At 70.4% G+C, this 26,080-nt stretch carries 31 protein-coding genes and 1 pseudogene; 14 read left to right on the top strand and 18 right to left on the bottom strand.

Translation table 11 applies throughout. From position 1 onward, the window contains the following. Positions 1–27 precede the first annotated feature (27 nt). Genes QQ657_RS02630 through QQ657_RS02620 form a run of 3 tightly spaced genes read right to left on the bottom strand, consistent with a single transcriptional unit; the run spans position 28 to position 2,605 of the window. Positions 28–432, bottom strand: a complete 405-nt coding sequence (locus QQ657_RS02630) for a DUF302 domain-containing protein (RefSeq protein ID WP_284740387.1) — start codon at positions 430–432, stop codon at positions 28–30. Between the two features lie 15 nt (positions 433–447). Further along, positions 448–1,242 (bottom strand): sulfite exporter TauE/SafE family protein, encoded by a 795-nt coding sequence (locus QQ657_RS02625; RefSeq protein ID WP_284740386.1) that lies wholly within the window; start codon positions 1,240–1,242, stop codon positions 448–450. A gap of 4 nt (positions 1,243–1,246) precedes the next feature. After that, positions 1,247–2,605: an MBL fold metallo-hydrolase gene (locus QQ657_RS02620; protein ID WP_284740385.1), complete on the bottom strand. Its 1,359-nt coding sequence runs from the start codon at positions 2,603–2,605 to the stop codon at positions 1,247–1,249. A gap of 263 nt (positions 2,606–2,868) precedes the next feature. On the opposite strand from QQ657_RS02620, the gene QQ657_RS02615 reads away from it, so the two are divergent. The 3 genes from QQ657_RS02615 to QQ657_RS02605 all read left to right on the top strand — a co-directional run bounded on the left by QQ657_RS02615 (position 2,869) and on the right by QQ657_RS02605 (position 5,514). Further along, positions 2,869–3,030 (top strand): DUF8730 family Cys-rich protein, encoded by a 162-nt coding sequence (locus tag QQ657_RS02615; RefSeq protein WP_284740384.1) that lies wholly within the window; start codon positions 2,869–2,871, stop codon positions 3,028–3,030. 18 nt (positions 3,031–3,048) lie between these two features. Further along, positions 3,049–3,714 carry a PIG-L deacetylase family protein gene (locus QQ657_RS02610; protein ID WP_284740383.1) on the top strand — a complete coding sequence of 222 codons (666 nt, stop codon included), beginning with the start codon at positions 3,049–3,051 and terminating at the stop codon, positions 3,712–3,714. Positions 3,715–3,822: 108 nt separating this feature from the next. Then, a complete protein-coding gene (locus QQ657_RS02605; protein WP_284740382.1) occupies positions 3,823–5,514 on the top strand; it encodes an aminotransferase class V-fold PLP-dependent enzyme in 1,692 nt (563 codons plus the stop codon). Here QQ657_RS02605 and QQ657_RS02600 read toward each other — a convergent pair. From QQ657_RS02600 to QQ657_RS02590, 3 genes and pseudogenes are all read right to left on the bottom strand, one after another. After that, the gene (locus tag QQ657_RS02600) at positions 5,511–5,693 is read right to left on the bottom strand and encodes a metal-sensitive transcriptional regulator (protein WP_434056710.1); all 183 of its coding nucleotides are present in this window, start codon (positions 5,691–5,693) and stop codon (positions 5,511–5,513) included. The genes QQ657_RS02605 and QQ657_RS02600 overlap by 4 nt on opposite strands. A 133-nt stretch (positions 5,694–5,826) precedes the next feature. Beyond that, positions 5,827–6,168, bottom strand: a pseudogene (gene trxA, locus QQ657_RS02595) (thioredoxin); the annotation flags it as partial. A gap of 85 nt (positions 6,169–6,253) precedes the next feature. Continuing rightward, complete coding sequence (locus tag QQ657_RS02590; RefSeq protein WP_284740381.1) at positions 6,254–6,817, bottom strand: rhodanese-like domain-containing protein; 564 nt, start codon at positions 6,815–6,817, stop codon at positions 6,254–6,256. 561 nt (positions 6,818–7,378) lie between these two features. Here QQ657_RS02590 and QQ657_RS02585 point away from each other — a divergent pair. The 3 genes from QQ657_RS02585 (at position 7,379) to QQ657_RS02575 (ending at position 9,934) form a co-directional block, all read left to right on the top strand. Next, a complete protein-coding gene (locus tag QQ657_RS02585) occupies positions 7,379–7,582 on the top strand; it encodes a hypothetical protein (protein WP_284740380.1) in 204 nt (67 codons plus the stop codon). 967 nt (positions 7,583–8,549) lie between these two features. Beyond that, positions 8,550–8,933 (top strand): hypothetical protein, encoded by a 384-nt coding sequence (locus QQ657_RS02580; protein WP_284740379.1) that lies wholly within the window; start codon positions 8,550–8,552, stop codon positions 8,931–8,933. 134 nt (positions 8,934–9,067) lie between these two features. Continuing rightward, the gene (locus QQ657_RS02575; protein ID WP_284740378.1) at positions 9,068–9,934 is read left to right on the top strand and encodes an SAM-dependent methyltransferase; all 867 of its coding nucleotides are present in this window, start codon (positions 9,068–9,070) and stop codon (positions 9,932–9,934) included. Between the two features lie 261 nt (positions 9,935–10,195). On the opposite strand, the gene QQ657_RS02570 is transcribed toward QQ657_RS02575, so the two are convergent. The 7 genes from QQ657_RS02570 to QQ657_RS02540 all read right to left on the bottom strand — a co-directional run bounded on the left by QQ657_RS02570 (position 10,196) and on the right by QQ657_RS02540 (position 16,099). Next, positions 10,196–10,723 (bottom strand): ATP-binding protein, encoded by a 528-nt coding sequence (locus QQ657_RS02570; protein WP_284740377.1) that lies wholly within the window; start codon positions 10,721–10,723, stop codon positions 10,196–10,198. Between the two features lie 32 nt (positions 10,724–10,755). Continuing rightward, entirely contained in the window at positions 10,756–11,172 is a 417-nt protein-coding gene (locus tag QQ657_RS02565; protein WP_284740376.1) for an STAS domain-containing protein, read from the bottom strand. A 49-nt stretch (positions 11,173–11,221) separates the two neighbouring features. After that, the gene (locus tag QQ657_RS02560) at positions 11,222–13,333 is read right to left on the bottom strand and encodes a transglycosylase domain-containing protein (protein ID WP_284740375.1); all 2,112 of its coding nucleotides are present in this window, start codon (positions 13,331–13,333) and stop codon (positions 11,222–11,224) included. A 6-nt stretch (positions 13,334–13,339) separates the two neighbouring features. Further along, positions 13,340–13,798, bottom strand: a complete 459-nt coding sequence (locus QQ657_RS02555; RefSeq protein WP_284740374.1) for a hypothetical protein — start codon at positions 13,796–13,798, stop codon at positions 13,340–13,342. A gap of 76 nt (positions 13,799–13,874) precedes the next feature. Continuing rightward, positions 13,875–14,333 (bottom strand): nitroreductase family deazaflavin-dependent oxidoreductase, encoded by a 459-nt coding sequence (locus QQ657_RS02550; protein ID WP_284740373.1) that lies wholly within the window; start codon positions 14,331–14,333, stop codon positions 13,875–13,877. Continuing rightward, a complete protein-coding gene (locus tag QQ657_RS02545) occupies positions 14,330–15,523 on the bottom strand; it encodes an FAD-dependent monooxygenase (protein WP_284740372.1) in 1,194 nt (397 codons plus the stop codon). The genes QQ657_RS02550 and QQ657_RS02545 overlap by 4 nt, the downstream gene beginning before the upstream one ends. Positions 15,524–15,541: 18 nt before the next feature. Beyond that, on the bottom strand, positions 15,542–16,099 hold the full coding sequence (locus QQ657_RS02540; protein ID WP_284740371.1) for a TetR/AcrR family transcriptional regulator: 558 nt from the start codon (positions 16,097–16,099) through the stop codon (positions 15,542–15,544). 110 nt (positions 16,100–16,209) lie between these two features. Between QQ657_RS02540 and QQ657_RS02535 the strand changes: the two genes are divergently transcribed. From QQ657_RS02535 to QQ657_RS02510, 6 genes are all read left to right on the top strand, one after another. Continuing rightward, entirely contained in the window at positions 16,210–16,890 is a 681-nt protein-coding gene (locus tag QQ657_RS02535; RefSeq protein ID WP_284740370.1) for a response regulator transcription factor, read from the top strand. Further along, positions 16,887–18,248, top strand: coding sequence for a HAMP domain-containing sensor histidine kinase (locus QQ657_RS02530; protein ID WP_284740369.1), 1,362 nt, complete (start codon positions 16,887–16,889; stop codon positions 18,246–18,248). Before QQ657_RS02535 ends, QQ657_RS02530 begins: the two co-directional genes overlap by 4 nt. Then, the gene (locus tag QQ657_RS02525) at positions 18,245–18,445 is read left to right on the top strand and encodes a hypothetical protein (protein WP_284740368.1); all 201 of its coding nucleotides are present in this window, start codon (positions 18,245–18,247) and stop codon (positions 18,443–18,445) included. Before QQ657_RS02530 ends, QQ657_RS02525 begins: the two co-directional genes overlap by 4 nt. Positions 18,446–18,449: 4 nt before the next feature. Beyond that, positions 18,450–18,665 carry a hypothetical protein gene (locus QQ657_RS02520; RefSeq protein ID WP_284740367.1) on the top strand — a complete coding sequence of 72 codons (216 nt, stop codon included), beginning with the start codon at positions 18,450–18,452 and terminating at the stop codon, positions 18,663–18,665. Beyond that, positions 18,662–19,369: a winged helix-turn-helix transcriptional regulator gene (locus QQ657_RS02515; RefSeq protein ID WP_284740366.1), complete on the top strand. Its 708-nt coding sequence runs from the start codon at positions 18,662–18,664 to the stop codon at positions 19,367–19,369. The genes QQ657_RS02520 and QQ657_RS02515 overlap by 4 nt, the downstream gene beginning before the upstream one ends. A 62-nt stretch (positions 19,370–19,431) precedes the next feature. Continuing rightward, positions 19,432–20,073, top strand: a complete 642-nt coding sequence (locus tag QQ657_RS02510) for a DUF4142 domain-containing protein (RefSeq protein ID WP_284740365.1) — start codon at positions 19,432–19,434, stop codon at positions 20,071–20,073. 10 nt (positions 20,074–20,083) lie between these two features. Here QQ657_RS02510 and QQ657_RS02505 read toward each other — a convergent pair whose 3' ends face one another. After that, the gene (locus QQ657_RS02505) at positions 20,084–20,425 is read right to left on the bottom strand and encodes a hypothetical protein (protein WP_284740364.1); all 342 of its coding nucleotides are present in this window, start codon (positions 20,423–20,425) and stop codon (positions 20,084–20,086) included. 171 nt (positions 20,426–20,596) lie between these two features. Here QQ657_RS02505 and QQ657_RS02500 point away from each other — a divergent pair, with 171 nt between their 5' ends. Then, entirely contained in the window at positions 20,597–21,091 is a 495-nt protein-coding gene (locus QQ657_RS02500) for a MarR family winged helix-turn-helix transcriptional regulator (protein ID WP_284740363.1), read from the top strand. A gap of 6 nt (positions 21,092–21,097) precedes the next feature. Here the strand turns inward: QQ657_RS02500 and QQ657_RS02495 are convergent, their stop codons facing one another. Together QQ657_RS02495 and QQ657_RS02490 are read right to left on the bottom strand one after the other, a co-directional pair. Beyond that, entirely contained in the window at positions 21,098–21,523 is a 426-nt protein-coding gene (locus QQ657_RS02495; RefSeq protein ID WP_284740362.1) for a DUF6292 family protein, read from the bottom strand. Further along, a complete protein-coding gene (locus QQ657_RS02490) occupies positions 21,523–22,443 on the bottom strand; it encodes a cytochrome c oxidase assembly protein (protein ID WP_284740361.1) in 921 nt (306 codons plus the stop codon). The genes QQ657_RS02495 and QQ657_RS02490 overlap by 1 nt, the downstream gene beginning before the upstream one ends. Before the next feature lie 94 nt (positions 22,444–22,537). On the opposite strand from QQ657_RS02490, the gene QQ657_RS02485 reads away from it, so the two are divergent. Next, entirely contained in the window at positions 22,538–24,784 is a 2,247-nt protein-coding gene (locus QQ657_RS02485; protein ID WP_284740360.1) for a heavy metal translocating P-type ATPase, read from the top strand. Here QQ657_RS02485 and QQ657_RS02480 read toward each other — a convergent pair. Next, entirely contained in the window at positions 24,763–25,335 is a 573-nt protein-coding gene (locus QQ657_RS02480) for a vitamin K epoxide reductase family protein (RefSeq protein WP_284740359.1), read from the bottom strand. The two genes, QQ657_RS02485 and QQ657_RS02480, sit on opposite strands and share 22 nt — an antisense overlap. Then, positions 25,332–26,072, bottom strand: coding sequence for a DsbA family protein (locus tag QQ657_RS02475; RefSeq protein ID WP_284740358.1), 741 nt, complete (start codon positions 26,070–26,072; stop codon positions 25,332–25,334). The genes QQ657_RS02480 and QQ657_RS02475 overlap by 4 nt, the downstream gene beginning before the upstream one ends. Positions 26,073–26,080 lie beyond the last annotated feature (8 nt).

The following is a 26,080-nucleotide window of genomic DNA, read 5'->3' as shown; positions in this document are numbered from 1 at the left end:
CGCCCGAGCGACGAAGGGTTGCGATGGTCAGGCGCCGGTCAGGCTGTCGAGGGCGGCACGGATGCGCTTGCCCGCTTCTTCGGCGACCGGGCGAAGCTCCTCCCGTTCGGGCACTTCGATCATCACGCGCGGGTCGAGCGCCTGGACCAGGCTGCGCTCATCGCCGTCCGCGCGGACGACTACGTTGCAGGGCAGCAGCAGCCCGATCACGCGGTCGATCTCCAGGGCGCGGTGCGCCAGCGGCGGGTTGCACGCGCCGAGGATCACGTACGGCTCCATGTCCGCGTCGAGCTTCTCGCGCATCGTCGCTTGGACGTCGATCTCGGTCAGCACCCCGAATCCCTGCTCCTTCAACGCGGCACGCACTTCGGCGACGGCCTTCTCGTAGGGCAGGTCCAGGGTGATGCTCAGGTCGTACTTCACAGCGATCATTCCTTTCGTGACTGCTCAGCCGCCGTGCAGGGCGGCTGGGGCGAAGACGGCCGCGGCCGCGACTCCGGCGGCGACCACGATGATCAGGAAGGCGAACGTCCGCCGGACGGTCCGCGCCGGGAGCCGGTCGCCGGCCTTCCCGGCCAGCAGCGACGCCAGCAGGGCCACGCCGGCGAACACCGCGGCGATGCCGTAGGGCAGGTCGGGCATCGTGGTGGCGTGGGCGGCCAGCCCGCCCACCGAGGTGAGCACGATGACCACCAGCGACGTCGCCACCGCCTCGGGCGCGGTGAGGCCCAGCAGCATGGTCAGGGCCGGGACGATGACGAACCCGCCGCCGACCCCGAACAGGCCGGTCAGCACCCCGACGACCGCGCCGACGGCCAGGGCCTTGGGCACGCAGCTGCGCCAGTTCACCCCGCCCGCGCTGGTCCGGCAGGCGCCGTCCCGCTCCGGGGCGGCGGTGAGCATCCGCACCGCGACCACCGCCATCAGGACGGCGAACGCGACCAGCAGCCACCGGTCGGGCAGCAGCTTCCCCAGCGCGGTGCCGCCGAACGCGGCCGGGACGCTCGCCACGGCGAATACCAGCGCGACGGGCCAGCGGATCACCTTCGACCGCCACCGCGCCACCAGCCCACCGGCCGCGGACACCGCCACGACCAGCAGCGACGTCGGGATCGCCGCACCGAGCGGCAATCCGACCCCGTAGACCAGGGCGGGGATGGCCAGGATAGAGCCGCCCGCGCCGAGCAGGCCCAGCGCGGCGCCGATGACCAGGCCGAACGCCGCCGCCAGCAGGAACGTCATGATCTCAGCCCACGGCCAGGGGCAGCCCAGCCCGCGCCGCCCGGTCGAACTCGTCGTCCACCGCGACGACCTGGTGTCCGGCCGCGGCGAGGACCGAGGCCGCGATCGAGGCGCGGTAGCCGGCCTGGCAGTGCACCCACACTTCGCCGGCCGGGACCTCGCCGAGGCGGTCCAGCAGGTCGTGGATCGGGATGTGCAGGGCGCCGTCGATGTGGTTCTGCGTCCATTCTTGGTTACGCCGGACGTCGAGGACGGTGACCGGCCGATGGTGGCGGACCATGGCCAGCTCCCCGAAGTCCGCGCGCGGGAACGACCCGAGCGGGACGTCGCCCGTCCACGCGTCGGGGGTGCCGGTGGCGGTGGCTTCGACGCGGTCGATGCCGATCCGGACCAGTTCGCGCTGCGCGTCGGCGACCTGTTCGGCGGTGTCACCGAGCAGGGACAGCGGTGTGCCCCAGGGGATGAGCCAGCCCAGGTAGGTCGCGAAGCTGCCGTCGGCACCGAAGTTCAGGGTGCCCGCCACATGGCCGGCCGCAAACGCGGTCCGCGAGCGCAGGTCCACCACCCATTCGCCCTTCTCGATGCGCGAGCGCAGCTCCACGGGGTCGGCGGTCTCCGGTGGGGTCAGGTCGGGGGCGTCCGGGCCGGCGCTGTTGGCCGGGCCCATGTGCGCGTAGTAGGCCGGGTAGGCGTCCAGTCCCGCGAGCAATCCGTCGACGTAATCGCGTTCCTGCAGGGTCAGCACCGGGTTGACCTGCTTCTCCCGGCCGATCGTCGACCGGTCGGCCTCGGACTGGGTGGCCGAGCAGAAGCTGCCGAAGCCGTGCGTGGGATAGATCTCGGCGTCGTCGGGCAGAACCTCGGCCAACCGGTGCGCCGACGCGTACTGCCGCTTCACCAGCTCACCGGTGTGGGCCGGGCCGAGCAGGTCGGGGCGGCCGGTGGAACCGAACAGCAGCGAACCGCCGGTGAACACCGCCGGGACGCGCCCAGGTGCCGCCAAGACGTACGAGAGGTGCGTAAAGGTGTGCCCCGGGGTCGCCAATGCGCGCACGCGCATGTGGGGCCCGACGTCGATCACGTCCCCGTCCTCGATCGGCGTGCGTTCGAAGGACACCGGGTCCGCGGCGTTGACGTGGTAGGCGGCACCGGTCACGCGGGCCAGTGCGAGACCGCCGGTCACGTAGTCGTTGTGGATGTGGGTCTCGAACACGTCCGTAATCCGCAACCCGCGCACCTGGGCCAGGCCCAGCACCCGGTCGATGTCGCGCTGCGGGTCGACCACGAACGCCGTCTCGCCGTCCTCGACGAGGTAGCTGCGGTCACCGAGACTCGGGGTGTCGATGGCGATGATCTCGATCATGAGTCCTCTCTCCCTATACCCCAGGGGGTATCTGGATCCAGGGTAGCGCATCTTCCGTCACGCCTCCGGATACCCCCGGGGGCATGGCCGAACACACGCCGATCGCGCTGGACAGGGCCAGCGTCGCAGCACGCGGAGGGGTACTTCCAGAGGCCTTGGTCCCTTGAGCGCACCACCTCGGAGATCCGGCATGACGGTGCCCGCGTACCCCCAGGGGTATAGTGAACTCAGACCCGGCCCCGAATCTCGTGGAGGAATGCCCGATGTGCCAGCGGATCGTCTGTTCGAAGTGCGGGAAGCCGTCCTACCAGGGCTGCGGCAACCACGTCGAACAGGTACTCGGCGATGTCCCCGCCGCCCAGCGCTGCTCCTGCTCCGCCGAGCAGCCGGAACGGAAGCCGTGGCGGCTGTTCGGCCGCCGCTGACCGCCGGATCGGAAGAAGATGACCAGCGGCACCGCACTTCCGCGGCTCGAGCGAGTCCTGGCCGTGGTCGCCCATCCCGACGACGAATCCTTCGGCCTCGGAGCACTGCTGGACGCGTTCGTCCGCGACGGCGCGGAGGTGTCCGTGTTGTGCTTCACCCACGGCGAAGCGTCGACGCTGCACGGCAGGCCAGGTGAACTCGCCGACGTGCGCGCCGCCGAACTGACCGCCGCCGCCGAGATTCTCGGTATCACCGGCACGACGCTGCTGGACCACCCGGACTCCGGCCTGGCCTCGGTAGCCGTCGCCGAGCTCGCCACGGACGTCGCCGACGCCGCCGCCCGGGTCGACCCGACCCACCTCATCACTTTCGACATCGGTGGCGTGACCGGGCACCCCGACCACGTCCGCGCCACCGAGGCCGCACTCGACGCCGCGGCCACCCTCGGCATCCCGGTGCTCGGCTGGGCCGTACCGGACGAGGTGGCCACGCGGCTCAACGACGAGTTCGGCACCGCCTTCGCCGGCCGGCGAGCCGACGAGATCGACTGGACCGTGCCCGTCGATCGAAGCCGGCAACGGAAGGCGATCGCCGCCCACGCGAGCCAGTCCGCCGACAATCCGGTCCTGCGTCGCCGGCTGCGGTTGCTCGGGGACACCGAGTGCTTGCGCAGGCTGGGCTGACTCGCCACCGTGAAGACCTTGGTCCTTCTTCCCGGGGACCATGGCCCGCGTCGGCACCTGTCGCCGACGCGCAGGCTTGACCCACGTCGACGAGGCAAGGAGTCCCCGGTGACCCAGACCGCACGACCCGGCACGGCGTCCGCGTTGCTGGATCGGATCAGCCGGGGCCTGATCGGCAAAGGCGAGGTCCTCGACGGCCCCTACGGACCGCACCGCATCACCTACGCCGACTACACCGCCTCCGGCCGAGCGCTGGACTTCGTCGAGGACTTCATCCGCGAGCACGTCTTACCCCGCTACGCCAACACCCACACCGAAAGCTCCGGCACCGGACTGCACACCGGCCTGCTGCGCGAGCAGGCACGCGCCATCATCCACACCTCGGTCGGGGCCACCGAAGACGACCTGGTGATCTTCTGCGGCTCAGGCGCGACCACCGCGGTGAACAAGCTGATCGGCATCCTCGAACTGCGCATCCCGGCCGGTCTCGACGAGCGCTACCGCCTCGCCGACCGCATTCCCACCGGCGAGCGGCCGGTCGTGTTCGTCGGACCGTACGAACACCATTCCAACGAGCTGCCGTGGCGCGAATCCCTCGCCGACGTCGTCGTCATCGACGAGGACGAGAACGGCCACATCGACCTCGGGCGGCTCGAAACGGAACTACGCCGGCACGCCGGCCGGCCGCTGCGGATCGGCAGTTTCTCCGCGGCCTCCAACGTCACCGGCATCGTCACGGACGCCGACCGCGTCGCGGCCCTGCTGCACCGGCACGGCGCACTGTCCTTCTGGGACTACGCGGCGGCGGGCCCGTACGTGCCGATCCGGATGGCCGAAAGCGCGCCCGGCCGCGGCGACCACAAGGACGCGCTCTTCCTGTCCCCGCACAAGTTCGTCGGCGGCCCGCAGTCCCCCGGGGTGCTGGTCGTGCGGCGCGACCTCGTCACCAACCGGGTTCCCACCGCCCCGGGCGGCGGCACCGTGGCCTTCGTCGGCCCACGCGGGCACCGCTACCTCGACGATCCCATCGCCCGGGAAGAAGGCGGCACTCCCGCGATCGTCGAATCCATCCGCGCGGGCATCGTCTTCGCGCTCAAGGACGCCGTCGGCACGGACCTCATCCAGGCCCGGGAGGAACGGCTGTGGCAGCACGCCGTGACCCGCTGGTCCGCGCACCCGGGGATCCAGGTGCTCGGCGACCACCGGTCGGCCCGGCTGTCCATCGTGTCGTTCCGGATCCGCGCCGAGGACATGTTCCTGCACCACAACTTCGTCGTCGCCGTCCTCAACGACCTGTTCGGCATCCAGGCCCGCGGCGGCTGTTCGTGCGCCGGCCCGTACGGGCACCGGCTGCTTGCCATCGACCCCGAGCACTCGACCGCCTACGACGACGAGAGCGCCCGCGGGTGCGACGGGATCAAGCCGGGCTGGGCCCGGCTCAACTTCAACTACTTCATCTCCGACACCGCCCGCGACTACCTCGTCGACGCCGTCACACTGCTCGCCGAACACGGCCACCGGCTGCTGCCCGAGTACCGCTTCGACCCGCGCACCGGCCTCTGGCGCCACGCCCGTTCGGCCGAGTTCACGCCGCGGGTCCCGGATCTGCGCGCATTCGACGCCGTTCCGGAGCAGTTCGCACACAGGCTCGGCGAGGACGCGCTGGCCGAGCACCTGCGGCGGGCCGGGCGGATCCTCCGGTCACTGCCGGACCTCGCCGTCGACGGACCCAGCGGGCTGTCCGAGGACTTCGAGGCCCTGCGCTGGTTCCCGCTCCCGCCCGGCTGCGTAGCCCCTTAGGCCAGGGTCAGGAACAGCTTCTCCAGCTGCTCACGGTCGGCGGCGCCCTGCTCCGAATCGTCGGACAGGCACTGCTCCAGCCCGCTGGCGATCAGCCGGAACCCGGCCCGGTCCAGCGCCCGGGAGACCGCGGCGAGCTGGATGATGACGTCCCGGCAGTCACGGCCGTCCTCCATCATCTGGATCAGGCCACCGACCTGCCCCTGTGCCCGCCGCAGCCGCTTGCGCACGTCCGCGACCACGTCTTCGTTCAGCTCCACACCGACCTCCTCTGGTACCCCCCAGGGTACGTGCTCGCGATCGTGGCCGGGCTTCGGCACGCACCTGCGCCATGTCGAGCTGCTGAACCTTGCCGATCAGCTCCTCGAGCGCGGCCGCGGGCAGCGCGCCCGGTTGCGAGTAGACGACGACGCCGTCGCGCACCGCCATCAGCGTCGGGATCGACGAGATGCCGAACGCCTGGGCCAGCTCGACCTGCGCCTCGGTGTCGACCTTCCCGAACGTGATGCCGGGGTACCGGGCCGCCGCCTGCTCGAAGACGGGAGCGAACATCCGGCACGGTCCGCACCACGACGCCCAGAAATCGACCAGGACCGTGCCCGGGCCGTCCACGATCTCGGTGAAGTTCGTTTTGGTCAGTTCCACAGTGGCCATGGGGCCCTCCTTCTCACATACCCCCGGGTGTATCTATCAACCGACGGCGTGCCGGGATTGTTCCCGGCACACCGTCGCTTCAGCCCTATCCGCGCCGCGACAACCGGGCGAGGGAGCGCTCGATGTCGGTTCCGCCGCGCCGGTTGTACGGCAGCTTCGTCAGCAGCAGGCCCATGACGCACGTGTCGGTGACGGCGGCCAGCGCCAGTCCCGCGCCGATCAGGCCGGCCAGGAAGCGGGCCGGCGACCACCACAGGCTGACCACCACTGCCAGCAGGACGATGCCGCCCGCCACCAGGCGCACCTGACGCTCCAGAGCCCACCGCGGCGCGCCGCGGGTCACGGGGCCACCGGCCGCGGCCCACGCGTTCATCCCGCCGTCGAGCACCGTTGTACCGGACAGTCCGGCGGCGGCGAGCAAGCGCTGACAACGCTCGGCGCGTGAGCCACCCTGGCAGATCAGGATCATCCGGCCGCCGGCGTCGTCGACGATGCGGCGAAGGTGGGCGTCGACCTGCTCGAGCGGCAGGTTGACCGCTTCGGGGATGTGGGCGGTGCCGAATTCGGCCGGGGTGCGGACGTCGACCACGAGTGTGTCGGGGTTGTTCGCGATGAGATGACGCGCGGAAGCGACATCGAGAGAACTCACCTGGGTTTCCTTTCCGAGCGGGGACCGTGGCGCCCGGCAAATTCCGATGGAGCCACACCAACGACCGTACCAAGTACCCCCGGGGGTATGCCAAGACGACCGTTCAGAGCAATCTTTCCCTACCTCGGGGACGAAAGACCCTTGCGTCACAGGGAACTTGCACGACGCGCACCGACTGGCTACCGTGAAGAACAGATACCCCCAGGGGTACCTGAGACACCCGGGTCGACGACCAGCGAAGGAAGCCTCGAGTGGCCAGCTCCCCCGTCCCCCAAGAACGACTCGGCTACCGCGCCGATCGTCCAGGCCGAGCTCGTAGACGAGGCGCCGACCGCCGAGTTGGTTCCCCGCGACCGGGCGGAACAAGTCGTAGCGCTGCGCAGAATGCTGGGAACCCCGCAGGCAGAGGACAGTCCGGTCCCCACCGTCTTCCGAGGTGACACGCGTGTCCACGGCGACGTCAACATCAGCGTCACCAACCACGGCTCGCCCGAGGAAGATGCTCGAACCCGCGGCAATGGTCGAGGTAGTGGGAGAGGTCGGCGCGGCGGACTGCTGTACGTGCTCGAGAACCAGGCAGTGCTGCGGAATCTGATGGCGGCCCTGCTCGTGCTCGCGCTGATCGTGATCGCGATCGCAGCGGTGCTCATGCCCAGCAGGATCGACGCGGGCAGCGCCGTCGTGGTCATGTTCCTGCTGGCCGCGCTCGCCGCCGCGCTGCTCGGGATCCCTTGGTACGGCCGTCGGCATCGGCCCAAGGAATAACGGCAGACATGAACGTCGACGCGAAGGCCGAGCACTCTCAATTCGAGGGGCTCGGCCTTCGATGTGCGCAGGGCTATCACCACCTCAGCCAGCGAGGTTCGATGCGCAACGGCTGCTGAATCTGGCCTGTGTCACTTGAGTTGGCCAGTAGTCGGCCGCGATCAACGGCCTCGCCCGATCTAGTTGAAGAACGTTGGTGACCGACCAATGCAGCGACGGCGGCCCCGAGCAGCATCGCGACGACGAACAGAAAGTTCCGCGCTCGGTCTTCCTCACCATGATCGAAGGTCGCGTAGGTGATGTCTATTTCGGTATGGCCCTGCCAAGACAGCCGGTCCGATCGATCGAGCGGAGGCTATGCCTGCGTGATCAATTCTGGCGTGTCGTTTGCGCAGTTGACCAAAATACTGAGCGACTTGGGTTGTACGAGTTGGAAGCCGACCGTGCGCTCTGCAGCCTATCCGTACCCCAGGAGCCCCGAAGCCAAGGAAATTGGCGGCAGGGTCACCACGCCTCGCGATACGGCTCCTCACTGAAACGACCCATTAACTGTTCCGCCGTAGCCTTCGACGCTCCGGGAAACACCTGATAGCCAGCGGTCGATTCATTTATTGAAACATTCTTCGCCACCCCTCGCTCTGGTTTGAACCGGGGTCCGCCCAACAGGACGACGCCTCAGCACCAGTCGATAATGCCATCCGATTTCACCACTAGCGACATTGAAGATCCATAAGAGTCTGGGCGGGAGAAGACGGTGAAGCTGACCCGGACACTCAGATCGGCGTTGGGGTCGGCCGCGAGCACCACAATGGCAGAGTCGTCCGGTTCCGGCGCGAAACCTGGGCCATGAAGGGCGCAATAACTCTGAATGAAAGAAAACCCAACATCAAGGCGATCAGTAGCAGCGTCCCAGTCTCCGCGAAACCACCTTTTCTCCTCCGGAAGATCTTTCGCGCACCGAGGAGTCGTGGCGACGAGCACGGCCGTTACGCGCCGGCCCCGCTCACCGGTCGTGCCCGGTAGATCGGCGTGCGCCGCGCGGGAGCGCCGCGAATGGGTGGATCGGAAGCTCGATGGCCTCGACGCGCGGAAGCCAGCTACGAAGGCCGAGAAGGCGACGGCTGAGATCGCGGAGCTGGCCGCCGCCTCACCGCGTCCGGCCGATAAGGCGCTCGAACCCGTCTCCGAACAGCAGGCGGCGTACTCTCGGATCGCTCAATGTCATACGGCCGCCACACGGCTCAAGGAGGACGTCGTGTCCGACCTGCTCGACGCACTGGCTCTCATCGCCGCTTTCGCCGTGCTCGTGACCGCCCTCCGGATGATGCACCGCCGGTTCGACCGCGGATGATTTCCGGGGATCGCATCGCCGCAGAACACGGCCGGTTCGGTCCTTCACCCGCGGGGCGAAGATGGGTAACCTGAGCAGCGGTGTGCCGGGAAGCCTGGTCGGCGTCGTTCAGTCGTCGACACGAGGAGCACGCCATGCCGCAGGGCCCCGACGGAACCGCGCTCGGACCGATGGTCATCGTCGCCACCGACCAGTACGAAGCCTCGCCGCTGGCGGCGGACGACCTCGCTCGCAGGATGCTCCCCGCGGCCGGCCGGATCACCGTCGCATTGGCTGCCTCGCGACCGCTGCGGAAGTTACTCGTCTCGGCGACGGAAACGAAGATGCCCGGCTTGTGGGCGAGCATGTTGTGCCGCAAGCGGTTCATCGACGACAAGCTGCTGGCCGCCACCGAAACGGGAATCGACGCGGTGGTCATCCTGGGCGCCGGCTTCGACACCCGCGCGTACCGGCTTCCCACGCTCCAGGACATTCCCGTCTACGAGGTGGACCTGCCCGAGAACATCGCCCGCAAGAACACCGCGCTGCGGAAGGCGTTCGGGCGGACACCCGAGAACGTCACGCTGGTTCCCGTCGACTTCGAGACCCAGGATCTGGCCGCAGAGCTCGGCAAACACGGCTATCGACGTGATCAGCGGACGTTCTTCGTCTGGGAGGCCGTGACCCAGTACCTGACCGAGGCCGCCGTACGCCGCACCCTGGGCACCCTGTCCGCCGCCCCGGCCGGCAGCAAGCTGGCATTCACCTACATCCGCCGGGATTTTCTCGACGGCACGGAGACTTTCGGCGCCCAGGCCGCCTACGACGAGTTCGTGGTGAAGCGCCGGTTGTGGCATTTCGGGCTCAACCCGGACGAGGTCGGCCCGTTCCTGGCCGAATACGGCTGGCACGCGGTCGAACAGTGCGGCCCGGCCGAGTTCACCGACCGCTACGTCCGCCCGAGCGGGCGCGAGCTGCCCGTGTCGGAGGTCGAACGATCCGTCTACGCCGAACGTCGCTGACCCGGTTCAGGTAGCGAGATCGCGCCGGGTGAAGGCCATAGAGACGCCAACACCCAGCCACGGCGCCCGGTGACGGCGCCGAGTGTCATGGCCAGGAACACGAGAGCGCCGATGCCGCGCATCCGGCGCGGCTTCTGCGTACGTCATGCGTGAACTCCCCGCCGTGATCGATCGCTGGCGGGCCGGGGAGACGGAGCCTGATCGGGCCACCTGGCGAACCGCTGAACGGCGGCTTGCCCCGCTCGCGCGGCGACCAACCGGCTACTGCTCCCCCGGAAGCCTCGGCGGCGCGGAGCGATCAGCCACCGGCCTGCTGGTCAACCGGATCTGCGTCCCCTCGGCGGACTTCTCCACCTCGAGGACGAGACTGGCCGCGCGCATCAGGTTCAGTCCGTGCCCGCGCGGGATCGGCCCTGGCCTCGGCTCACGCCAACCGCCTGAGTCACGGACCGTCAACTCGACGTGGCGAGCCCCGACCGCCGGACGCTTCAGCCAGGCGGTGACCTCGACCTGCTCGGAGTGCGCACCCGGGGAGTCCGAGTAGATGCCGTAGCCGTGTTCGACGCTGTTGCTCACCGCTTCACTGATCGCGAGCACAAGGTCGTGCACCTCGTTCGCCGGCCAGCTGTGGGCCTCGAGCCAGTCCCGGAGCCGGCTTCGGGCGACGGAGGGGGCGATCCAGTCGGCGGCGAGAATCAGGCGGAGGGTCGCAGGGGCCGCGCCAACGCGGAACGGCCGCGCGGCGCGCCGGTCGGTCGCGCCGTTCTCCTGTTCGGATGTCGGTGGCACCGGCTCGTCACCCTTCCTTCGACCCGCACGCTTCAGCCAGCGAGCGCATCGCTCACCTGGTGGTAAAGAGCGAGCATCTTGTCCACCCCGGTGGTCTCGAGCGGCCCCACCACCGGCCGGTTCCGGTCGACGACGACGCGCAGCGTCCGGTGACCGGGGACCATCGCGGCACGCGCCGCGGTGTCGAGGAGCACCCGCAGCCCAGGCGAGCCCAGGAAGCTGACCGCGGTCAGGTCGACGATCAGCATCCGGCCGCCGAGCTCGGCGAACGCCCGGTCGACAGCGCCGCGGAGCCGGGCCACCGTCAGGCCGTCCAGCTCCCCCACGAGGGTGATCACCACGGCGTCGTCGTGCTCGCCGACCGACACGGTCAGCAACTGCTCCGGTGCGGGTACGGAAGGCATATCCCTGCCGTCGGCAGGCGTCAGCTCGTCACCGGTGCGGCTCACGGCCGAAATCCTACGCCGCCGAGTGCGGAGGCAAGGTCCGGCTCCGGTGTCATCGCGCACGCAGGTATCGAGGGGCAGGCCGGGGTATCGGCTCCTCGGGCGTGCCCGCCAGCAGCCGCTCCATCGCGTCGAAGTAGGGCGGCGCGGCGACCGTCCCGCCGAACGCCCCGTGACCACAGCTGCCGAGGTGCACCGGCGGGCCGGGGCATACCGTCCGCGGTGTCGGCCCGTCCGCGAACACCAGCGACGACACGGCGTAGTCGCCGACGCCGCCGACGAAGGCGACCGACCTGCTGTCCTGCGTCGTGCCGGTCTTGCCGAAGTCCGGCCGGTCCCACCCGGCGGCCCGGGCCGCCCGCGCCGACGTGCCGGACACGGTGTCCTTGCTCAGCCCGGCCCGCAGCGTGTCGGCCAGTTCCTTCGGGACGACGCGCTCGCAGGGCTGCCGCCGGACCGGGACCGGAGCCCCGTCGCGGTCGGTCACCGCGAGGATCGGCTCCGGCGGGCACCAGGTGCCTCCGCTCATCAGGGTCGCTGAGACGTTCGCCAGCTCCAGCGGGCTCACCGGGCTGGTGCCGAGGGTGAAGGACAGCAACCCGCGGAAGTACTTCGCTTGCGGCTGGCTGTAGCGGGGGTCCTTCGAGCGGACGTCTCCGGGATCGGTGATCGGGGCGCCACCCGCGGCGTTGGCCGCGAGGGTGCGGCGAAGGCCGAGCCGCCGGGCCATGTCGAGCACTGCCGGGACCCCGACGCGCTGTTCGAGGCCGACGAACGCGACGTTGGGCGACGTCGCGAGGGCATCGGCGAGCGTGATCGGATCCGGGTAGGTGCCGAGGTTGGTGACCGGGTAGCAGTCCGTCTGCCGGTCGACGTTCGGTGGGGTGAAGCACGCGCTGTGCGGGTTGGGCAGCGGCGTCCGGAGGCCGGCCTCTCCGGCTTCGAGAGCCGCGGCGGCGGTGAAGATCTTGAACACCGAGCCGGCGCCGAACGGATCGCTGATCCCCCCGACGACGTCCGTGGATCGTTCGCCTTCATCGGCGTCGACTCCGTAGTCGCGGTTCGCGACCATGGCCAGGACTTCGTGCCGCCGCTCCCCCGGCCGGATCACCGCCATCGTGCCGGCAACCCCCGGTTCGCCGGTGCGCACGTTTGCCTCGACCGCCTGCTTGGTCACGTCGGCGACCTTCGGGTCCATGGTGGTGCGGATGGTCAGTCCCGCGGTGGCGAGCCGATCCGCCGTGAAGCCGTGTCGTTCGAGGTAGTCCACCGCGTACGCGCAGAAGAACCCGGCTTCGGGCGTTGCGCTCAGGCAGTTTCCGGCTGGTACCCGGGGGCCGCCCGGGAGCAAGCCCAGCGCGGCGGCCTTGGCCTCGCGCGCAGCGGGGACGGGGAGCGAGCCCGCGTCGGCCATCGCGTCCAGGACGACGTCTCGCCGGGCTTTGGCCGCGGCGGGATGGGCATGGGGGTCGTAGCGCGACGGACTGTTCACCATTCCGGCGAGCAAGGCCGCCTGCGGGACGGTGAGCTTCGCGGCGCTCGTCCCGAAGTACGCCTCGGCCGCGGCGGCGACCCCGTAGACCGTCCCGCTGAACTGCACGACGTTCAGGTACCCGGCCAGGATCTCGTCCTTGGTCATCGTGCGATCGACCCGGACGGCCAGCTTCGCCTCCCGGAGCTTGCGAGCCACCGAGTTCTCCCGATCCCGCTGCTGCGCGGCGGGGTCGCCGCGGTGCACGACGTTGATCAGGAAGTTCTTCACGTACTGCTGCGTGATCGTCGACGCGCCCTGGGTGTCCCCGCCTGCGGCGTTGTTGACCAGGGCCCGGAGCACGCCCCGCGGGTCGACCGCGCCCTCGTCGTAGAACCGCCGGTCTTCGATGGCGATGATGGCCGCTTTTATGGCGGGCGAAATCCCGGCAGCGGTGACCGGCAGCCGGTATTGGTCGTACAGCACGGCGATCGGGTGGCCGTCGCGATCGGTCACAGTCGTCGTCAACGGCGGCTTCTCGGCCGCGAGATCGGCTTCGATCGCCGCGACCGAGTCGCCGACCTCATTGGACAGCAGGCCGGCACCGAGGGCCGGCGGCGCCAGCACCCCGGCCAGCAGGATGCCGGCCACCACGGACAACCCGGCCAGCCGTGCGGGTCGGAATCGCCGCATCCCGGGTCAGGCGCTGCGCTTCATCGGCGCCAGAGCACGCCGGTCTGCCTCTTCCGCGGCGGTCTCGTGCCGGCGGGCCGCTGCGTCGTCGCCAGCTGCCCTGGCGGACTGAGCCGCGGCCCGTTCGTGGTGGGCTTCCGCCCGGCGGATCGCCGCAAAAGACTCCTCGACCAGTCGCATCCACTGTGGAGTGTGACGGGGGTACCGGCGCGCTTCACCGCGGGCTTCGGCCGCCGCAGCAAGCTCCTGGTACGCCATCGCGTGGCAGTCGGCGACGTCCCCGAGCCACCGCTGCATCTTGCCCCGGTAGAGGCCGTCCGGTTCGGCGCCGGTTTCCAGCTCGACCGCGAGGCTGCGGTGCGCTCCCGCCGCTTCCCAGACCCGCTCCGCGTCCAGGCGCAGCCGGCGGACCTCCGGGAGCACCCAGGTTCCGGAGGTCTCCTTCACCGCTACGTCGGTCGTCATGTCGTGGTCACCTTCCTTCTTCCTCGCTCGGATTCCACCCTGACACGGGAAGAAGGAGTTTCAACTGACGACTGCCTTACGATCGCGGCCGCAGCCCGACCAGGGGCAGCTGCCGCGCCATCCGGCGGCGGGCGAGGTCGCTGCCGTCGTAGCGCCACCCCAGCAGCTTCCCCAGCGCGAATCGCACCACCGGGCCAGCCCGTCGGTTGCGGTGCTCGTAGCCCGCGATGACCGCGATGGCCTCGTCTTCGCCGAGGACACGGTGTTCGGCCGGAAAGCGGCACCTTCCGACGACCACCTCGACCGGCGGCCGCGCCTGGATGTTGCGAAACCAGTCGGCTCCCGCGCCCAGCCCGGCGACGACGACGTACTCGTCCCCGTCCACGCCGACGACTTCGAGCACCGTGCGGTACATCCGCCCGGACCGCCGCCCGAGGTGGGTCAGGCACAGGAAACGACGGCCGAGCAGCCACCCGAACCCCTTGTCGTACAACCGGACGGGGGCGCGGAAGACAACCCTGGCGACCCGGTTCACCGCGCGGAACCTGCGGCAGTACGGCGAAGATTCGTGACCACCGCGGTGGACTTGCCCGCGAGCACGGCGGCGACGTAGCGGTCGAGGACCGGAACCCGCGCCAGCCGCAGAGCCGCGCGCCGGATCCCGAGCTGGAGCGGGCTCTCCGGCAGGAACCAGCGAGCACTGCGGCGAGCCACCTGCTGCTTCTCCTCGACCACCGGCCGCATCAGACGCTCGTACTCGGCGAACGCGTCGGTGACCGTCTGGTTCCGCAGCAGTTGTTCACCGAGGACGAAGGCGCCGGCGACGCCGAGCGAGGCGCCTTGCCCGGCGATCAGCGAGACGGCGGAGCAGGCGTCCCCGGCGAGCACGACGCGCCCTTGGCTCCAGCGCGGCATGTCGATCTGGGCGACCTGGTCGTAGTACACGGCCTCACTCGGTGGGCACCGTCGCAGCGCGCGGGGCACCAGCCAGCCCAGCGAACCGTATTCCTCCCGCAGCGCCGCCCTCGTGTCGTCGGGCAGCCGGGGATCATCGGTGCGGTGGACGGCGAAGGCGGCGACCCGGCCGTCGCGCAGGCCGTAGAAACCCATCTGCCGCCCGATGGTGTCGGTGAGGCAGAACCGGTCGCCCACCGCGTGGTGGATCTCGGGGTCGGTGAACACGAACGCCGCGGTGTGGAACCCGAGGTACCGCAGGAACCGGTCGTCTTCGCCGAACACCAGCCGCCGCACCGCGGAGTGGATCCCGTCGGCGCCCACGAGCACGTCCGCCTCGACGACCTGGTCTCCGGCGGTCACCCGCACGCGGTCGCCCAGGTCGTCGACCGCCGTCACTCCGGCGCCGAACCGGAGGTCCACAGTGGATGGCAAGTGCTCACGCAACGCCCGTTCGAGGTCCGGCCGCATGATGCCGCACAAGCGGTCCCGCAGCGTGCGGGCAAAGGTCGTGTACCGCGCCGCCGCGCGGCGACGGCCTCGCTCGTCGAGCAGGCTCGCCTCATCCACCCGGTAGGCCAGCTCCAGGATCCGTGGCAGCACGCCCATGTCCTCGGCGGCGTCGAAACCCGCGCCGAAGAAGTCGATCATGTATCCCTGTTCGCGGGGCGCCGGAGCACGCTCAAGCACCACCACCTCGGCCCCGCCACCCGCGAACTTGTTCGCCACCGCCAGGCCGGTGATCCCGGCTCCGCACACCACGACTTTCACCGTTCTGCCTCCTTCGTTTCAGACGAGCCGCCGCAGGACTCCGGCCACCCCGGCCGGAGTCGCGTCCGGAGCCACCGCGCGGTGCATGAGCAAGCCGTCGATCGCGGCGCCGAGCACCGCCGCCGTGCCGTCGGGGTTCGCGACACCGAACTGCCGGAACCGGTCGCCGAGCACGCCCTGCAGATCGGCAAGGACCGCCGCGATGCCCGCACGCAACGTGTCGTCCCGGGTCGCGGCCAGATAGCCCTCGACGAACAACAGCGACATGGGGTCGGTGCCGGTGTACTGCTGCACCGCCGCCACCATCGCGCCGACCACCTCTTCCGACGTGCTCGCCGCGGCGAGCACGGGGCCGAGCTCGCCCGACACCGCTCGCATCGCCCCCAGCACCGCGTCCACCAGCACGGCTTGCACCGACGAGAAGTGGTAATGCACCACGCTCGGCGTGACATCGGCCCGCTCGGCCAGCACCCGGGTGCTCACCGCAGTCCACCCGCGTTCCGGGATCAGCTCGACGGCAGCGGCGACCAGTCGCTGCCGGACGGCCTCACCCCGTGCGGCGGACGGAGACGGCATCACGACCTCCTCCAGGGCGATCGCCCTGAACACTCGCCCTACACCGACCGGAATAGACTAGCACAACTATTCGTCTATGCAACAATTTGCCTGCTGATAGGATCCGGAGAATGCCGACGCGAGTACTACTCGTCGAAGACGACGTGATGATCAGCGAAGCCCTCAGCCTCGCCCTGGAAGACGAGGACTTCGCCGTGACGACCGCGGCGACCGGCGAAGACGGCTTGGAGCTGCTGGAGTCCACCGCGGTCGACGTGGTGCTGCTCGACCTCATGCTGCCGGGCATCGACGGGCTCACCGTCTGCCGCGCCGTGCGCGAGCGCGGCGACCTCCCGATCATCGTCATCACGGCCCGCACCGATACCCAGGACGTCATCGCGGGCCTCGAAGCGGGCGCCGACGACTACGTCACCAAGCCGCTGGTGGCGGGCGAGCTCGCGGCGCGGATCCGCGCCCTCCTCCGCCGGGCGGCTCCGGAACGGCCCGCCCACTTCACCCTCGGCGGACTCGAAATCCTGCCGGACGAGGAAGCCGTCCACCGCGACGGCATCCCCGTGCACCTGACGCGCACCGAGTTCCGCCTGCTGGCCGAGCTCGCCGCGGCCGACGGCAAGGTCGTCACCCGCGAGCAGTTGCTCCAGCGTGTGTGGGGTCACGACTACTTCGGCGACACGCGGCTGCTCGATGTCCACATCAGACGGTTGCGCCGCAAGGTCGAACCCGCCCCCGACACGCCGAGCCTGGTGCTGACGGTCCGCGGCAGCGGCTACCGCATCGCCCCCGAGCCGTGATCCGGCGGCTTTCGCTGCGCTGGCGGGTCGCGGCGGCCTTCGGCATCGGCCTCGCGCTGGTGATGACCATCCTCGCGGTGGCCACCTGGAACCTCACCACCGGCTACATGCTCGACCAGCGCGAGCAGAGCGTCACCCGCCAGTCCGAGGTCAACGTCCGCCTGGTCACCACCGCCCTGGCCGAACACGCCGACGACCTCGACGAGCTGCTGGCCGGCCTGGCGACCGGCCCGGACTCGTCGATCCTGCTGTCCCGCCCGACCGGCTGGCTCACCAGCGGCCGGCAGCTCGATCCCGGAGTGGTCCCGCGCGGCCTGCTCGACGAGGCCCAGCGCGGGATCACGGCACGCCAGCGGTTCGCCGCCGACGGGATCCCGGTGCTGGGAGTGGCGACACCGGTCGGCCCGGACAGCGTCTACGTCGAGCTGTACCCGCTGCTGGAGCTGGACCGCACCTTCCGCTACCTGAGCACCCTGCTCATCACCGGCACCGTCGCGGCCGCACTCTTCGGCGTGGGACTCGGCGCCTGGGCCGCCCGCCGCGCACTGCGCCCGTTGACCGCCCTGACGACCGCCGCGTCCCGCGTCGCACGCGGCGACCTCGCGACCCGGCTCCCCGATCAATCCGACCCCGACCTGGCCCCGCTCGCCGCGAGCTTCAACACCACCGCCGGGCAGCTGGAACAGCGCGTGCGCCGGGACGCGCGGTTCGCCTCCGACGTCAGCCACGAACTGCGCTCCCCCCTCACCACCATGGTGAACGTGAGCGAGGTGCTGGAACGCCGGCAGGATGCCATGCCGCCGACGGCACAACGGGCCCTGGGGTTGCTGCGAGCGGAACTGCGACGGTTCCAGCGGATGGTCGTCGACCTGCTCGAGATCTCGCGAGCCGACCAGGACGAGGCCGACAGCACCGTCGAGCTGGTCGACCTCGGCGAGCTCGTCCGCAACGTCGTCGAGAGCAGACCCGCTTGCGCGGTGCGGATCGAGACGGACCCCGCCACGCCACTGGTCTCCGCGGACCGCCGCCGGATCGACCGGGTCGTCGCCAACCTGCTCGACAACGCCGACCACTACGGGGGCGGCGCGGTCGCCGTCACCGTCCACCGCCACGAGGGCCGCGCCCGGATCGTCGTCGACGATGCCGGCAGCGGCGTGCCACCCGCTCTGCGCGAGCGCATCTTCGAACGGTTCGCCCGCGGCCTGCACGCCGCCCGCCGCGACCAGCACACCGGCAGCGGCCTCGGACTGGCCATCGTGGCCGACCACGTCCACCGCCACGACGGTCGCGTCTGGGTCGAAGACCGCCCCGGCGGCGGCGCCCGCTTCGTCGTCGAACTTCCGGAGGCCGCGTCATGAAGATCGCTCTCGCACTGCTGGCGGTGCTGTGCCTCGCCGGCTGTGGCGTGACCACCGAGGACGAGCCGGAGCCGATCACCACCCCGGTGCCGACCGCAACCCCGACGGTGACCAGCAGACCCGCTCCACCGACGCCGTGCCCGCCCGAATCGTCAGCCAGTCGTCAGGTGCAGCTCACGCCGTCGCCCACACAATGAGGGCATGACCGTCGAAACCCACCCGGCCGACGACATCACCGACGAGGTCAGCACCTGGCTGACCGGCGAGTTCGCGTCGCTGCTGCCCGCGGCCGACATCGCCGAGATCGTCCGGTCGGCCCGCACCGACCTCGAAGGACAGATCGTGCCCGAGGCCATGGGCGAGATGCTGCACCGGCTGGCCCGGTTCCGCGTCCTGCGCACGCTCGAACACGCATGACGTCGTATCGCCAGCACTGCCCGGTGGCGACCGCGGCCGAAGTGCTCGGCCAGTCGTGGACCCTGCTCGTCGTCCGGGAACTGCTGCACGGCAGCAGCCGAACCAGCGAGATCGCCCGCGGCGTGCCGGGCATGTCGTCCGCGCTGCTGGCCCGGCGGCTCAAGCAGCTCGCCGACGCCGGCGTGGTGACGCGACTGGCGTCCACCGGTGAAGGACGGTTCGCGCTGACCCCGGCCGGGCGCGACCTCGCGCCGGTGATCGAGCACCTGGGTCACTGGGGCCGGCGCTGGATGCCGCCACCCCGCAGCGGTGACCTGAAGCCGAACCTGCTGCTGCTCGACATCTGCCGGAGCATCGACCCTGCCCGGCTGCCCCGGGAGAAGGTCTCCCTGCACCTGAGGTTCGCCGAAACCCCGCCACCCCGCTGGTGGTGGCTGGTCTTGTCCTCCGGGGGTGCGTCGTCCACCGACACCGATCCCCGGCTGCCCATGGTGGCCCGGATCGACTGCACCGTCTCCGCGCTCGCGGGGGTCTGGCTCGGCCACCGGACCTGGAGGGAAGCACTGTCCGAGCACGCGATCCGGTTCGACGGAACCCGCGAGGCAGTCCGCAACACGATCGCCTGGCTCGGCCGCAACCGCTTCACCGAGTCGGCCCTGAAGGTTTCCGCATCGAACAGAATGACGGAACAACAGTTTGACTGAACCATCAGCTTCCGGGATCCGTGTCCCCCAGGGAAGACACCGAACTCCTCTGGAGGCCGACGATGAAGTCCCGGAAGCCGTGGATCGCGCTGTGCGGCGCGCTCGCCCTCGCCGTCACCGCGTGCGCTCCGCCCAACGCCCAGGTCGTGACGGCTCCCCAGGCCCCGGCGGCGACCAGCCAGGCGGCTGCGTCCGCGCCGCCGACGCTGACCGAAGGCAACCTCACCGAGACGCCGTTCGGGCCGATCAGCCCCGCCGGAAGGAAGCTGCTCACCATCGTGGAACAGACCAGCCTCCGCGAGATCACCACGTCGACCTGGGCCCTGCAGCGCTCGGCCAACCCGGCCGTCCAGGAGGCCGCCCGGACGATCATCACCCAGCACAAGGACCTCGAAAACCGCGACACCGACATCAGCACCCGGATGGGCCTGGCCGTTCCGACCCAGCCCGCCTCCGACATGCAGGCCGGGATCGACCGCATGCGCGGCGAATTCGGGGACGAGTTCGACCGGGACTACGTCAACACCCTGCGCAAGGCCCACGCCGAGGCCCTGATTCTGGTGTCCACGGTGCGCGCCGACACGCGCAACACCCTGGTCCGGCCGTTCGCGGACCTCGCGGGCGACTACATCAAGACCCACATCAACCTGCTGGAAAAGACCGGCGACGTCGACTACGCCCAGCTCCCGGTGCCAGGTCTGTGAGGCAGCGGGGTCAGCGGCGGTACGGCGCACCAGGCGCCGGCTGCCGCACCCCGGGCCGCGGCCGGTACGCACCCGGCCTCGCCGCCGGCGGTCGCGGCCGGGCACCCACCTGCACGGGCCTCACCTGCGTCCGCAGTCGCGGTCGCCGGTCAGGCGGCACCGGTACGGGCCGGTTGGCCCACGAATCGAACACGACGACCAAGCCGGCGAAGACCGCGACGATCAGGCCGGCGGGAACGCTGACCATCGCCACCACGATCCCGGCGACGAACAGCATCGGCAGCACAGCAGACAGGCAGTACGGGTCGACCTTGCCGAACATCGGCCGCGACTGTCCCTCACGCGGGCTCATGCGTGCCCCACGGCAAAATGTTTCCTCCACTCATTGTTGCAGTATGCAATACTTTATCGACAGCTGCCAGTGTCTTTGATCACCCGGACATAACAGATCAATCGGGCGGAAGGTGAAGATTTGGCGCGGCTGTTCGGCAGGTCCATGCGCGCGTCGGGCACACTGGTGGCTATGCCTCGGAGCTCCCCTGCCCTCGACGCGACGGACGTCGACGCTGTCACCGACGCGGTGCTGACCGCTTCCCGCCTGCTGGTGGCCGTGTCGGCCCGGTCGATCGCCGCCGCCGGCGACGCGATCACCCTGCCGCAGTTCCGGCTCCTGGTGGTCCTGCAGACCCGGGGCCCGCTCAAGCACGCCGACCTCGCGGAGTACCTGCAGGTCACGCCGTCGACCGCGAGCCGGATGGTCGACCGCCTGGTCACGGTCGGCATGGTCGACCGGCAGCACAGCACCGTCTCCCGCCGGGAGATCGTGCTCGCCTTGACTCGCGAGGGCACCAAGGTGGTCCGTCAGGTGACGGCGCGGCGGCGCAAGGAGATCGCCAAGATCGTCGCCCGGATGCCGGACGAGGCCCGCCACGGCCTGGTCGACGTCCTCACCGCGTTCGCCGAGGCCGGCGGCGAACCGCCCGCGTCGGCCGTCGCTCCCGAAGCCGTCTGGACCTGATCGCCGTCACCGGAATCGCGGCGCGTTCCGGCCGACCGCGTAGCCGGAGAGCAACTCGGTTAGCCCCGGCCCATCGCCGGGCAGCGGTGGAGCCGAGCGACCACCCTTGTGGCGCCCAGCTAGCACGTCGGCGACGAACTCCCTCACCTCGGCCGGGGCCGCGGTCACCCGCGTCCCGAGCCGGGCCACCACCGCCGACGGCTGGTGAGGGGTGTTCTCCAGGCAGACCTTCCAGCCACGCTCGGCGGACCAGATCAGCATGAGGTCGCGCTCGGGATGAGCGGCACAGCGGCCCGGCAGCGCGAGGTACGCCGCCGGGCGGTCGCCGAGTTCCCAGGCCGCGGCCTGCCGGGGCACGCCCACGGCCACGGCGACGGCGCGCACGTAGCCGGCCAGCCCGAACACCTCGCGGGCAGCCTCGTTGTCCAGCATCAGTGCCTCCTTTCCCGGCCGGCGAGCCGGGCGAGCATGGCGTTGTAGGAGCGCAGCGCTTCCTCGTCATCGTCGACCGCCGTGCCTTCGCCGAGGTCCAGGGCGGACCGGCGCGCCGACTCCAGCCAGGATCCGAGATCGTCGCCGCGGTCCATCGCCGACATCCAGCGGCCGATGACGAACACGGCCAGCGCCGCCATCAGGGCGTCGCCACCCACCCACATCGCCGCGCCACCCCAGTGCAGGTCCTCCACCAGGCCGGGACCCCAGTCGCGGACCACGGCCGCGTAAGCCGGAAACGGCTCGGCCGGAGTCATCATCACCACGACGCCGACGACGGCGTCCACGACCATCGCGCCGAACAGCACGACCAGCCGGGCGAGGTGGGACAGCGGCGGCCGGCCCGGCCGCACCCCGACCAGGGGCAGCAGCAAGAGCAGCCCGGAACCGAGGTAGAGCAGCTCCTCCACACCGTGCGCGAGGGGTGAGGTGAGCGCGCTCTGCAGGAACGGCGTCAGGTGGGTCCCGACGACGACCACGACGTAGCCGGCGAAGCCCACAGCCGGATGCGTGGCCACCGCAAGGGGGCGCGCAGCCCGCCCGAGAACCCGTCGCGGCCGACCCTGGACCAGGTCGAGTGGCCGGCCGAGCAGCAGCAGCGCCGGAACCACCATGATCAGCAACAGGTGCTGGGCCATATGCATCGAAAACAGGGCGGCACTATAGGCGTTCACGGCCCCGCCGACCGCGAACACCGCCAGCCCGGTCCCGGCCAGGAACGCGACCGTCCGCCCCCACGGCCAACCGGTCCGCCGGACCGCGGCGGCGACATACCCGACCGCAACCGCCGCGAGCAGGACCACGGCCGGAACCGGCAGGTCCCATTCGGTGAGCAGTGTCGACCACGTCAGCGGAGGCATCGCACCCCGATTCCCAGGCCGTCGTCACTCGAGAGCACAATTGCCATAAGCAACATTTGCATCATGCTAGTGGACGAGGGGAGGCGTTCCGACGATGACGGCATTCTCCCCCGCCCCGCGACGAGCCGAGCTCGCCGTCGGCGGTATGACCTGCGCGGCTTGCGCGGCACGGGTGGAACGGAAGCTCAACAAGCTCGACGGGGTCACCGCGAGTGTCAACTACGCCACCGAGCGGGCCGTCGTGCACACCTCCGTAGCGGACGAGGTTCTCGTGGCGGAGGTGACACGCGCCGGTTACCGGGCCGAGGTCCTCACCCGGGGGCGGCCGGAGAACCGGCCGGCCGGCGAGGTTCGCCGGATCTGGCGGCGCCTGGTGGCCGCTTTGCTGCTGGGCGTTCCCGCCGCGGACCTGTCGTCCACCCTGGCGCTGGTACCGTCGTTGCGCTTTCCCGGCTGGCAGGGGGTCGTCCTGGTCCTGGGGCTGCCGGTGGTCACCTGGTGCGCGTGGCCGTTCCACGCCAAAGCCGCGGCCGCGCTGAGGCAGCGGACGACCTCGATGGACACCCTGGTGTCGAGCGGGATCACCGCCGCCACCCTCTGGTCCGTCTACGCGATGACCCGGCCCGCGGCATCCGCCGTCCCGGACGGTGACTGGGGCCTGCTGTTGCGCCCGTCCGGCTCCCTGTACCTCGACGTCGCGGTCGGAGTGACCATCTTCGTGCTCGCCGGACGGCTCTACGAGGCGAAGGCCAAGCGCACCTCGGGGAACGCTTTGCGCGCGCTGGGCGAACTCGGCGTCAAGGACGTCACCGTGGTCGACGCCGACGGCCAGGAACAGCTCATCTCCGCAGGCGACCTGCGAGTCGACGACCGCTTCGTCGTCCGCCCTGGCGAGATGGTCGCGACCGACGGAGTCGTCGTGTCCGGCTCGTGCGCGGTGGACGGCAGCGCGATGACCGGCGAATCGGTACCCCGCGAGGTGGCGGCAGGCGACGCGGTGCTCGGCGCGACGGTCGCGATCGGCGGCCGGATCGTCGTGCGCGCCACTTCGGTGGGCCAGGACACCCGGCTGGGCCGGCTCACCCGGCTCGTCGAGAACGCGCTGTTCGAGAAGGCGCGGGTCCAGCGGGTCGCCGACCGGATCTCCGCGGTGTTCGTGCCGGTGGTCCTCGCCCTCGCGGCCGGCACTTTCGCGGTCTGGTACGCCGTCGGCGGTGCGGCCGAACCCGCTTTCGGTGCCGGGCTGGCGGTGCTCATCATCGCCTGCCCGTGCGCGCTCGGGCTGGCCACGCCGACCGCGATGCTCGTCGCGTCCGGGCGCGGGGCCCAGCTCGGTGTGTTCCTGAAGGGCCACCAGGCGATCGAGGCAGCGCGAGCCGTCGACACCGTAGTGCTGGACAAGACGGGCACGGTGACGACCGGCCGCATCGCCGTCACGGCAGTCCGTTCCCACGGTGCCGGGCCCGACGAGGTACTTCGCCTCGCGGCCGCTGTCGAGCAGGCGTCCGAACACCTCATCGCCACCGCGATCGTCGGAGAGGCGAACCGGACGATCGGCGCTGTCCCGGCGGTGACGGGCTTCAGCGCATTGGCCGGACTGGGTGCGAGGGGCGACGTCGAGGGACACGATGTGGTCGTCGGTTCGCTTCGGCTGCTCGCCGAATCAGCGGTCACGGTGCCCTCGGCCGTGGCCGCCGAGGCAGCCCGCTGCGAACAGGAAGGCTCCGGAGTCGTCGCGGTCGCTCGCGACGGCGTAGCGATCGGCGTCTTGGCGATCACCGACACCCTCCGGCCCGGCGCGGCCGCGGCAGTGGCCGAACTGCATGCCTTGCGGCTGCGCACGATCCTGCTGACCGGAGACCGCGAGCCGGCTGCCCGCGCGATCGCCGCCGAACTCGAGATTGGTGAGGTGATCGCCGAGGTTCTGCCGGACGAGAAGGCGGCGGTGATCCAGCGCCTGCGCCGGGAGGGCCGGACGGTCGCCATGGTCGGTGACGGGATCAACGACGCGCCCGCGCTGGCCGGCGCCGACCTGGGGTTCGCCCTGGTCACCGGAACCGACGTCGCGGCGAACGCCGCGGACGTCGTGCTCGTCGGCACCGACCTGACCGTGGTCGCCCGGGCCGCCCGGCTGGCCCGGGCGACCCTGCGCACGATCCGCGGGAACCTGTGGTGGGCGTTCGGGTACAACATCGCCGCTATCCCGGTCGCGGCCTCCGGACTGCTGAACCCGATGATCTCGGCCGCCGCGATGGCAGCGTCCTCGCTGTTCGTCGTCTCGAACAGCCTCCGTCTGCGCTCCTTCGACGCGGCTCGGCCTCAGAGCACCGACACCCAGTAGTCCCAGAAGGCCTGGACGATCAGCCCGGCGATGACCGCATACCACAGCGCCAGAAGTCCGGTGTGGACGCGGCGCAGCGCAGCACCGACCCGGGTGCCGTCGAGGTTGTGCAGCGTCGTGTACCAGAAGATCGCGATCGTCACGACCCATACGACCATGCAGTACGGGCACAGGGCGTGGATCCGGTACAGGCTCTGGAAGACCAGCCAGTGCACGAACACGACGCCGAACGTCACCCCGAGCTGCAGCCCCGACCACATCCAGCGCGGCGGTCGGTACCCGGTCAGCAGCGCGACGCCCACCGTCACGACGACGGCGAACGCCGCGATGCCGATGAGCGGGTTGGGGAAGCCGAACGCCGCCGCCTGCGGGCTGTCCATCACCGAACCGCAGGACACGACCGGGTTCAGCGAACAGCTCGGGACGTAGTCCGGGTTCCGGAGCTTCTCGATCTTCTCGATGGTCAGGGTGACCGCGGCGACCAGACCGAAGGCACCTCCGGCGACGTAGAGCCAGGCCAGGCCGAGGTGGGACCGTACCGCGGCGGTCACAGGTCGAGTTCCTTGTCGAGCAGGGTGCGCAGCTCCTGGCTGATCGCGGGATAGGTCGTTCCGGCCGGCCGAAACTCGGTCCCGTTGACGAACAGGGTGGGGGTGCTGGTGACGCCGGCCTTCTGCCCGTCGGCCTTGCCCTGGTCGATCCGCTGCTGGACCGCGGGCGAGGCCATGTCGCGGTGGAAGCGATCGAGGTCGAGTCCGAGGTCCTTCGCGTAGGCGTCGAAGCGAGCTTGTGCCCGCTGTTCGTCGCTGCTGACGTTCTGCCCGTCGGGCTGGACGGCCCACGACCGGTAGTCGCCGTAGAGCTTGTCGTACATCTCGCGGTACTTGCCCTGCAAGGCGGCGGCCTCGGCCGCGCGCGCCGCGGGCACCGCGAGCGGGTGCATGGGCAGCGGGAAGTTCCGGGTGACCAGGGTGATGCGGCCGGAGTAGTCGTTCACCAGCTTGCCGGTGATGTTCTGGTAGTACGCCTCGCACGCCGGGCACTGGTAGTCGATGAACTCGACCACTGTCGCCTTCCCGTCCTTCGCCTCACTCACCGTGTGGCTGTCCGAGTGCCGGAGCACGTCCGCGGCGACCGTGTCTTCACCCGTCGCGGGTGAGTCCTTGTGCTGGAACACCAGGACTCCACCGATCACCAGCACGGCGACCACGAGGACGGCGATCGTGGTCCACGCGTTGGCGGACAGTCCTTTCTTGGCCGTCACCGGGTTTTGCTTGCTTTTCGCCATCGCTCCTC

Source organism: Amycolatopsis ponsaeliensis (genome assembly GCF_030182635.1).
In the GTDB taxonomy this organism is placed as follows: domain Bacteria; phylum Actinomycetota; class Actinomycetes; order Mycobacteriales; family Pseudonocardiaceae; genus Amycolatopsis; species Amycolatopsis ponsaeliensis.
Note: the sequence above shows the minus strand (reverse complement) of the source record. Positions and strands in the feature narration are given on the sequence as shown.